This window comes from Bacillus sanguinis (assembly GCF_018332475.1).
Lineage (GTDB): Bacteria > Bacillota > Bacilli > Bacillales > Bacillaceae_G > Bacillus_A > Bacillus_A sanguinis.
Genome location: NZ_BOQB01000083.1, coordinates 1 through 9797, shown reverse-complemented (window position 1 = coordinate 9797; position 9797 = coordinate 1). Strand labels below are relative to the sequence as shown.

10 protein-coding genes are annotated in these 9797 nt (G+C 35.3%); 2 read left to right on the top strand and 8 right to left on the bottom strand.

From position 1 onward, the window contains the following. Positions 1–9 precede the first annotated feature (9 nt). Positions 10–207, top strand: coding sequence for a DUF4017 family protein (locus KI369_RS10975; protein WP_212955975.1), 198 nt, complete (start codon positions 10–12; stop codon positions 205–207). Positions 208–225: 18 nt separating this feature from the next. Here KI369_RS10975 and KI369_RS10970 read toward each other — a convergent pair whose 3' ends face one another. The 4 genes from KI369_RS10970 to KI369_RS10955 form a co-directional block, all read right to left on the bottom strand. Next, on the bottom strand, positions 226–1872 hold the full coding sequence (locus tag KI369_RS10970; RefSeq protein WP_212955974.1) for a M3 family oligoendopeptidase: 1647 nt from the start codon (positions 1870–1872) through the stop codon (positions 226–228). A gap of 105 nt (positions 1873–1977) precedes the next feature. Then, on the bottom strand, positions 1978–2907 hold the full coding sequence (gene ppaC / locus KI369_RS10965; RefSeq protein ID WP_212955973.1) for a manganese-dependent inorganic pyrophosphatase: 930 nt from the start codon (positions 2905–2907) through the stop codon (positions 1978–1980). A 158-nt stretch (positions 2908–3065) separates the two neighbouring features. Beyond that, positions 3066–3734: a lytic polysaccharide monooxygenase gene (locus tag KI369_RS10960; RefSeq protein ID WP_212955972.1), complete on the bottom strand. Its 669-nt coding sequence runs from the start codon at positions 3732–3734 to the stop codon at positions 3066–3068. A 224-nt stretch (positions 3735–3958) separates the two neighbouring features. After that, on the bottom strand, positions 3959–4462 hold the full coding sequence (locus KI369_RS10955; RefSeq protein ID WP_212955971.1) for a GNAT family N-acetyltransferase: 504 nt from the start codon (positions 4460–4462) through the stop codon (positions 3959–3961). A 105-nt stretch (positions 4463–4567) separates the two neighbouring features. On the opposite strand from KI369_RS10955, the gene KI369_RS10950 reads away from it, so the two are divergent. Further along, positions 4568–5209 carry an HD domain-containing protein gene (locus KI369_RS10950; RefSeq protein ID WP_212955970.1) on the top strand — a complete coding sequence of 214 codons (642 nt, stop codon included), beginning with the start codon at positions 4568–4570 and terminating at the stop codon, positions 5207–5209. Between the two features lie 66 nt (positions 5210–5275). Here KI369_RS10950 and KI369_RS10945 read toward each other — a convergent pair whose 3' ends face one another. The 4 genes from KI369_RS10945 to dapA form a co-directional block, all read right to left on the bottom strand. Continuing rightward, a complete protein-coding gene (locus KI369_RS10945) occupies positions 5276–5644 on the bottom strand; it encodes a carboxymuconolactone decarboxylase family protein (RefSeq protein WP_000399711.1) in 369 nt (122 codons plus the stop codon). Positions 5645–5746: 102 nt separating this feature from the next. Further along, a complete protein-coding gene (locus tag KI369_RS10940; RefSeq protein ID WP_212955969.1) occupies positions 5747–7237 on the bottom strand; it encodes an alanine/glycine:cation symporter family protein in 1491 nt (496 codons plus the stop codon). A 107-nt stretch (positions 7238–7344) separates the two neighbouring features. After that, positions 7345–8829, bottom strand: coding sequence for an aldehyde dehydrogenase family protein (locus KI369_RS10935; protein ID WP_212955968.1), 1485 nt, complete (start codon positions 8827–8829; stop codon positions 7345–7347). An 18-nt stretch (positions 8830–8847) separates the two neighbouring features. Then, complete coding sequence (gene dapA, locus KI369_RS10930; RefSeq protein ID WP_212955967.1) at positions 8848–9744, bottom strand: 4-hydroxy-tetrahydrodipicolinate synthase; 897 nt, start codon at positions 9742–9744, stop codon at positions 8848–8850. Between the last annotated feature and the right edge of the window lie 53 nt (positions 9745–9797).

Here is a 9797-nt window from a genome sequence, read left to right as displayed (position 1 = left end):
GGTGAACAAATGAAAAATATATTCCCTGCACTAGTACTCTATATTATTGTTTGCATAATCGCTATGATTGCTCCATCATCCCAAGGCTATAATCATATTGGCTGGAAATTGTTTGTTGGGCAAGCTTATGCTATACCAATTTTTCTCATTACAGTTATTATTACATTTTATATAAACAAGAAAAAATCTACGAACAAACAGTTATAAGGATAGCATTTGCTATCCTTATTTTAATTCATTGATCAAATCCAAAATAACACTTGCAGTACTTTCTATCCTTTCTTCCGAAAAATCAAACGTGACACCTGTTTTTTCATATATTTCTTGTATAGATAAATTCCAATCTGCACTCGCACCTTCTTTAAAGAAAGCAATCGCTTTTTCTGGGTCTTCCCAGTAAATTTGAAACAATTGCATTGCTCCTATTTGTGCAATTGCATATTCAATTTTGTAAAAAGGAAACTGAACATAGTGAAATGACTCTATCCAACTTGCACCGATTTCATCCTCTAATCTTGCAATGTCGACTGTTGAATATTGATATCTTTTGCATAGTTCGGCGTATTTCTTATCACGTTCTTCTGGTGTATGGTTTAGATTCGCATAGATCCAGTGCTGGAATACATCTCCTGCAATTGACGACATTAATAAAGACAAAGCACGATATATTTGTACGCGTTGCACTTCTTTATATTCATCCTCTTGCTTATAAAAAACATTCAGCTTATCCATTACTAATAACTCAAGACTGAGGGAATAAAGTTCAGCCACCTCTTCGCGCAGATATCTTTCCTGCATACTACTATCGTTTTTAAATTGTTTATAAAAATGAAATGCATGCCCCACTTCATGTATAAGTGCATTAATTGCATAAAATGAAGGACTAAAATTGGAATACACAAAAATCTCTTTACTATGAGGCAAGGTAAAACAAATAGCTCCTGGTGCTTTATTTTCACGTTCTTCTACGTCAATGCATCCAGCTTTCCTTATATGAATAAATTTCTCATAAAAATATAAATCTGTCTTTCGAAATATTTCTTCCACACCATTTAATAAATCAATCACATTTTGGAATGGGACTTTTGGTAAATTACATGGAGAAAGATCCCAAGGACGATACGTTTTTACACCGAGATTCTTTTTAGAAATACTTCCCAACTGTTTCCAAATTGGTACAACATACTTTTCTATAGATTCATGGAGCTTATAGCAATCATCAATACTGTAATCTCTGTTTTTTTGTTTAAAAGCATATTCACTATAATTATTAAACCCTGCATTTAAAGCTATCTCATTCCGCAATTGTATAAGTTCATTCATAATACGATCCACTTCTGGTTTCACTACACTCCTTGCTTCACATAAAGCGTACCAAGCTTTTTCGCGAATAGCTCTATTTGGGTTATCTAGCTTTGCTTTAACGTGTGCATACGTCTTTTGCTCGCCTTCCCAATTAATTGTTACGTTAGACATTATTTCTCTATACTTCGTAATGCACTCTTGCTCTTTAATAGAAAGTAAAATGTTTTTTTCATTAAACATTTTACTCTTTACTAATCTTGCTTTTTTTATAAATCCATATTTTCGCTCGTCTAATAAGTCAGAAAACGGACACTCTATAAATTTTTGGTCAAACTTTGCATTGTATCTTTTTAAAAGTGGTTGAATTGTATTTTGATTATACATATGTAAATCACGCATATTTCTGTTATCTGTATCTCTATACGTGGCGATTAAACTACTTGTTATCTTCTCTTCTATTTCAGCGTTTACACGCAATTCTTCGAAAAGCCAATTTTCTAATTCTAAAACAGAAGTAATATTTCGCTCTAAAAGTGACTGTAATTTACTCTCCAAATCATTAAACATACACAACTCTCCTTTTAAAATTCTAATTTTCTGTTTTTTAGAGAAAGAAAAAGACAAGTAGCCAATCTGACTACTTGTCTTTTTGTTAAATCATACTCAATAATATTAAGCTTGGAATGCTTCTGTTAATACTGGTACGATTTGTTTTTTACGAGATACAACACCTTTTAATGTAGCAGTGTTGTTTTCTAGAGATACGTTGTATGCTTTCTCAACAACGTTTGCTGCTTTACCAATCGCAAGACCGACAGAATCGTTAGTTAAGATATCAGTTACAACGAATAAGAATAGGTCTAGACCTTTTTCATCTACTACTGCAGAGATAACTTTTTCAAGTTCCGCTTGGTGTACAAGAACGTCGTTTGTATCAACAGCGTTTACTTGTGCGATTTCAACTTTCGCATTACCCATTTGGAATTCTTTAGCGTCAAGAGAGATTAATTGCTCCATTGTTTTTCCACTTAAGTCAGCACCAGCTTTTAACATTTCTAAGCCGTAGCTATCAGCATCTACACCAGCGATTTCCGCTAATTCACGAGCTGCTGCTACGTCTTGCTCTGTGCAAGTTGGAGATTTGAATAGTAAAGAATCTGAAATGATTGCAGATAACATTAAACCTGCAACTTCTTTACGAATTGTAACGCCGTTTTCTTTGTACATTTTGTTTAAGATTGTAGCTGTACAACCAACTGGCTCACAACGGTAGTAAATAGGATCGCTTGTTTCAAAGTTAGCAATACGGTGATGGTCAATAACTTCTAACACACGAACAGATTCGATATCGTTAGCACTTTGTTGACGTTCGTTATGATCAACTAAAATAACGTTGTCCACTTCGCTTGCAACTGTCTCAACAAAACGCGGTCCTTCTACTTTAAAATAGTCTAACGCAAATTGAGTTTCACCGCTGATTTCGCCTAAACGTACAGGCTCAGCATTCATTCCTAATTCTTTTTTCAATTCTGCATAAGCAATTGCAGAACAAATTGCATCTGTATCTGGGTTTTTATGCCCGAAAACTAGTACTTTTTCCATGTTTTCCACCTCTTCATGAAAAGGATATCTTAAAGAAGCAAATATGACAATATTTAAAGCCGATTTTTTTATAAATAATTGCACTTTCTTCTATATTTTTCATTGTTTTTCGTAAAAAAAGATCATCTAAAATGAATTAGATGATCAAAATGTATATTTTATTTAAATAAGCTAGGTGCTTGAACTACATGATTTAACGCGAAATCCGATGCCAAACCGTTATTTACAAGGTTAACATCTATAACTTGATAAAATGCATTCCCAGTATCTGCAATCTCCCACACAGCTAAAATAAGGTGATACCCATTTCTGTCAGTTGGTACATTTGCTTCATGTGTTACTGAATTTCCAGGTCTAGCTCCTCCATCATTTTTCACATAAAATGGCACTAAATCTAAACTAGACCTTGTTAAAGGCATATTTGGATTCCAATCCTTCTTTGTAATATAGTATTTCCATTCTTTCGTACTATGAGGAGCGGTTAGTTTCCACTTGAATGTATTTGTTCCACCGTTTAACGTAACTTTCTTCCACCTATCTACAGTCTGGACATCTAAAGCAGGGAAATGGCCAGCTCCTGCAATTTGTCCATCAGAAGGTCCTAATTGTGGGAATCCACCTATTCCTTCTACACTTTGCGGCTCATATTGAATCGGACCACAATTTACATTTACCCCTTGCTTACATAAATAAGAACGGCTCGCTGGTGATTCTACGTATCCATGAGCGGAAGCTTTTTCTGAAAAGCCGAAAGTTAACAATCCTGTAAGTAATATCCCACCACTTAATATAACTTTCTTCACCTTCTGTAAACCTTTCATTTTCATCTTGTCATCCCCTTTCCCATAATAAAGCGAAAATAACTATAGTTGCCTAGTCATCTTCTCTACATCCATTATAAGTCGAGGAACATTACTAAAAGAACCCTCTAAAAACTTTCTCAAATTCAATTAGCACATTAAATAAATTCAAATAACACCGCTAGAGAAATATAGACGGTGTTAAAAATCGAACTTTATTATTTTAAGCATGATAGCATTGTAATCATCATTTATAAAAATTTATAATAAATAACTGTGGCATCTAAACTACCGTTTGAAGATATTGCGTACTCTGGTATTTTTCCAACTTCTTGATAGTCTAATGATTTATACAATCTGTTGGAAGAGTCTCCTTCTCTCGTATCCAGTACTAAAAGAGACCTATTTTCTTGCTTTGCTCGCTCCTCTGCTTTTTGCATAAGTAAACGCCCTATGCCATTACGTCTAAAGCTCGGGTGAGTCATTAACTTACAAATCTCGGCTCTATGAGTTCCATTAGGTTTTGTAACTAAATGTAATTGAATACTCCCTGCCAATTGATTGTTTATCTTAGCGACATATAAGATCACTTCTGGCGCTAAAACAGTTTGCCAATATTTTGTTGATTCTTTTTGTTCAAGTGGAGGTAAGAAACCAATTGACGCCCCATCATCTACAACCGTTTTCAAAAGTTTAGAAAGCTCTTCCACCTCATCTTTTATTTGCTTAATCTCTTCAATTACTAAATTTGGCATTATTAATCCCCCTTTTGTTTTATTGTACCAAGTTTTAAAGAAGGAATAATGATATACTGAGATGAAATTCTTTAAGACATGATTTTTGAGGGAAAGGATAGCGATATGAAATATATATTAAATAGAACATATGCAAAAGAATTACTCGAATGGGCATATGAACAAAACCCCGGTCCTTGGTTTGAACATTCAATAAATGTTGCTCAGGCAACTGAAAACATAATTTTAGAACTTATTAAAAAAGGATATAACCTAGATGCTGATATAGCATATAATGCTGCCCTTTTGCATGATATCGGAAGATACAAAGGTTTTACCAAATCGGTCATTCATTCCTATGATGGTTATATGCATATGAATGATTTAGGGTATACAGGAAACGCTGTTATTTGTGTTACACACTCATTCCCATGCAAAAATGAGCATATAGATATCGCAGCAGAGTGGAGTCTCGTTCCTGACCATATGAGAATCAAGTTAGTTGAAATATTGAATGAACATTGTAACTACGATTTATACAATAAGGTAATTACTATTTGTGATGCTCTTGCTGACGCGGATGGTTTTACTACGCTGGAAAGAAGATTGATTTCCGTTGGTTTACGTCATGGTACAACGTCTCATACATCCTTACATTGGAAAGGGTTTTATGCAATTAAGAAAGAATTAGAAGCTTTAATCGGTAAAAGCATATACACAGTTCTTCCTGATGTAGAGAATTCGATTTATGAAGATATAGAATATTAAAGTGAATAAAAATTTAATTTCACATAAAAAAACGTTTTAAACATAAAGTTTAAAACGTTTTTTTATTCAATGCTTTTGATTTTTCAGTTCTGTTAAACACTCCTGCACTAAAGTTACCGCTTGACTCATTGCAGCTCCACCAGCAAATGCTGCTGATACACCACACGCTTCCAGAATCTCTTTATCTGAACACCCTTGATCCAGACAACCTTTTGTATGATAAATGGTACAATATTCATCTTGCGTTGCTAAACTAATTCCTAATGCGATAAGTTGTTTTTCCCTTTTTGTTAAAGTGCCCTCTTGAAAACAAGCTTGCGTGAATGCATTATATGTTTCCGCAATTTCAGGAATTTGATTTGTAAAACTACCGATTCCTTCTTTATAATGATGTAGAACGTCATTTACTGAACTATGATGTTGTTCGTGTTCCATTTTATTATTACCTCCATTCAAATTATCTGTACGTACTGTAGTATGTGATGAAAAGAAGGCAATATACCTTGTGAAATAGAATGAATATTCAGTTTATTAAAACTACAATTTCAGACTATCATCCACTACCGCTTGTTCTTTAGAGTTTTTTCTTGCAACTTCTTTACTTCTTTCTTCCCAAAATGTTAAACCTTCAATTCCCACATTTTTAGGATCAAACACGGGATCTTTCCCTTCTTTTTTCTGCGTTTCATAATCTTTTAACACTTTTAATGCGATTTTACTTAATAGTAGAATCGCGATTAAGTTTAACCATGCCATACTACCGATTCCTAAATCTCCAAGATTCCATAAAAGCGATGCTGATTCTACACTACCGATGTAAACCATAATTAAAAATCCAATTTTCAAAACTGGTTTTAACCAACTATGTTTAAGCTCACGGTCTAAATAAGTAAGTGTTGTTTCAGCGATATAATAGTAAGCGAGTAACGTTGTAAATGCGAAGAAGAAGATAGCAATGGAAATAAATATTGGTCCAAATCCTGTCATAACAGTTTCAACTGCTTGTTGTGTATAGATTGGACCAGCATCAACATTCCCTATGTTCTTTACAATAGCGCTTTTCCCTTCAGGTATAACATTATACATACCTGTTATTAATATCATAAGAGCTGTCGCTGTACAAACAACAATTGTATCGATATAAACGGAAAACGCTTGAACTAACCCTTGTTTTGCTGGGTGAGATACTTCAGCAGCAGCGGAGCTATACGTTGCTTCTCCAACACCAGCAACATTTGAAAATACAGCCCGCTTTACGCCCCATGCGATTGCTGCACCGACGATTCCACCAAACATTTCATTTACACCAAAAGCACTAGAGAAAATTAAAGCAAACATACTTGGAATTTCCGTTACATTCGCAATTAATACGATACATGTAACAATTACATAACCAATCGCCATAAATGGAACAAGCATTTGTGAAACGCCAGCAATTCTCTTTACGCCGCCAAAAATGATCGCTGCTAATAATACGACTAACAATATACCAGTAATATATTTGCTAATCCCATTAGAGTTTTCAAATCCAACTGCGATACTACTAGATTGAATACCTGGTAGTAAAACACCATATGAAAGTGTTACAACGACCGCTACAATGATTGCAAACCATTTCATTTTCAGACCTTTTTCAATGAAATATGGTGTGCCACCACGGTATTCATTTCCGACTTTACTTTTATATACTTGAGATAATGTTGATTCAACAAATGCACTCGCCGCTCCCAAAAGTGCCATTACCCACATCCAAAATACAGCTCCAGGTCCGCCAAAAGCGATAGCTGTCGCGACCCCAGCAATATTACCTATTCCAACCCTACCTGATAAAGCTAAACAAAATGCTTGAAAGGATGAAATTCCTGTCTCCGAACTCTTCCCTTCAAATAATAGTTTAATCATCTCTTTAAAATAACGAATTTGTAGAAAACGAGTTGCAATTGTAAAATACACACCTGCCCCTAATGCGAAAACAACTAACCCTATACTCCACACTTGTCCTACTAACCACTCTACTAATTGCTCCATCCAAATCCCCCTTATCATTCTTTAGAAAACTATTTTATATATAAGAAAACGGACAACTATTATTAAAACTTCCAGTTGTCCGTCTATCTCATTATTTCATCTCTCTATTACTTTATATTTACCCAAACACTTTTCACTTCTGTGTAATTATCAAGCGCATATGAACCTAACTCACGGCCGATACCAGATTGTTTAAACCCACCAAATGGTGCCGCTGCATTTTCTAAGTTATAATCATTAATCCATACTGTTCCTGCCTTTAACTTATTGGCAACTTGATGTCCTGTTTTAATATTTTGTGTCCATACGCCCGCTGCAAGTCCATATGACGAACGATTTGCTCTTTCAATTACTTCTTCCGTCGAATCAAATGGAAGTACAACGACAACAGGACCGAAGATTTCTTCCTTAACTATCGTCATATCGTCCGTAACATCTGTGAATACTGTTGGCTGTACAAAATAACCTTTTTCAAATGCACGTTCACCACCAGCAGCAACAGTAGCGCCTTCAGCTTTTCCTTGTTCAATGTAATGTAGCACACGCTCTTGTTGCTTTTTAGATACGAGTGGACCCATTTCCGTGTCCTTCTCCATACCTGCTCCAAGTTTCACGTTATTCGCCATTTTCACGAGTTCATTTACGACTGTTTCGTAATGTTTTCGGTGAACGAACACGCGAGATCCAGCACTACAATTTTGACCGTGATTATACATAATACCTTGGAATGCACCGTTAATCGCTTCTTCTAAATCAGCGTCTTCTAAAATGATATTTGGTGATTTACCACCCAGTTCTAACGTTACATGTTTAATTGTTTCTGCAGATTGACGCATAATATATTTTCCTGTAACTGTTGAACCTGTGAAGGCTACCTTATCAATATCATGATGGTTTACAATTGCAGCTCCTGCTTCAGGACCAAACCCTGGAACAAAGTTTACAACACCGTTTGGAAAACCAGCCTCTTTAAAGAGCTTCGCTGTATATAATAAAGATAAAGGAGTTTGTTCTGCTGGTTTTAATACGATCGTACAACCTGTTGCTAGTGCAGCTCCCATTTTCCAAGAAGACATAACGAGCGGAAAATTCCAAGGAATAATTTGCCCTACAACGCCAACAGGTTCATGACGTGTGTAATTTAAGTAATCTTTCGAAATCGGAATTGTTTGCCCAATAATTTTTGTAGCCCATCCAGCATAATATCGATAATTTTCTACAGTCGCCGCAATATCATCATCTAGTGCTACTTGATATGGTTTCCCATTATCTAAAGCTTCTAACTGCGCTAATTCTTCTCCATGTTCCTCAATTAAGTCTGCTAATTTATAAATAAGATGCGCTCTTTCAGCAGTAGTCATTTCTGCCCAAGGTCCTGATTCAAATGCTAATCTTGCTGCTTTTACTGCTGCATCGATATCCTCATCTTGTGCTTCACTTACGACAGCTAGAACATCTTCTGTTGCTGGATTATATGTCTCAAATGTCTTTCCGCTAATGGAAGGAACAAATTCACCATTAATAAACATGGTAATCTCTTCATTTAAAAACGCTTTCACTTTTGGTCTTAACTCAATGTTTGTCGTTAACATATATGATCTCCTCCTTATTTAAACAGCTGCATGAGCTGCAATTTTTGAGATAATCGTTTGAAGTTTTTGATCTTCTTCTTCAGTTAATCCGAGTCTCGGATAACGAGAAGGTCCCCCAGCCTGCCCGTGTAATTCCATTGAGCGTTTAACGATCTGTACATACTTTCCTGATCCTTCAAGAAACTCGCAAAGAGGTAAAATCGCATCGTTAATTTCCCAAGCTTTTTCTAATTCACCATTTTGGAAATGCTCATACATTTTCGTAACAAGTCCCGGTACGATATTTCCTGCTACTGAAACCCATCCTGTTGCACCAACTAAATAAGATTCCATAACTAAATCTTCAGATCCGCAGAAGACTTGAAAAGCACCTTTGCCTTGTCTCACTAAATCTCTCGCTTTTCGAATATCCCCGCTAGATTCTTTAATATGTGTAACATTTTCACAGTCTTTTCCAATACGTAGCATAAGTTCTGTACTCATATCAACACCAGATGTAAACGGGTTATTATATAACATAATTGGTATATTTACAGCGTTTGAGATTTCTTTAAAGTGAAAATAAATTTCCTCTTCTTTCGGTTTACAATAGTACGAGTTAATAATTAATGCACAATCTGCTCCATGCGCTTCTGCATGTTTCGTATATTCAATCGTCTCTTTCGTCGTTTCCGCAGCAGTTCCAACAATAACCGGTATACGGCTACCAACTTCCTTTAATACTGTTTCTACCATTTTCAATCGTTCTTCTTTTGACAAACTAACAAACTCTCCTGTGCTTCCGTTTATAATAATGCCAGCCACTTTTTGCTCAATAAAGTAGTTTACGTTTTGTTTTACACCGTTCCAATTAATTTCTTGAAACTCATCCATCGGTGTAATTAATACTGGAAATGCCCCTTTAATTTTTTTCATATTTATCTCTCCCTTTACCATTTTATTTTAATAAAAACCCTGTTGGAAACGGA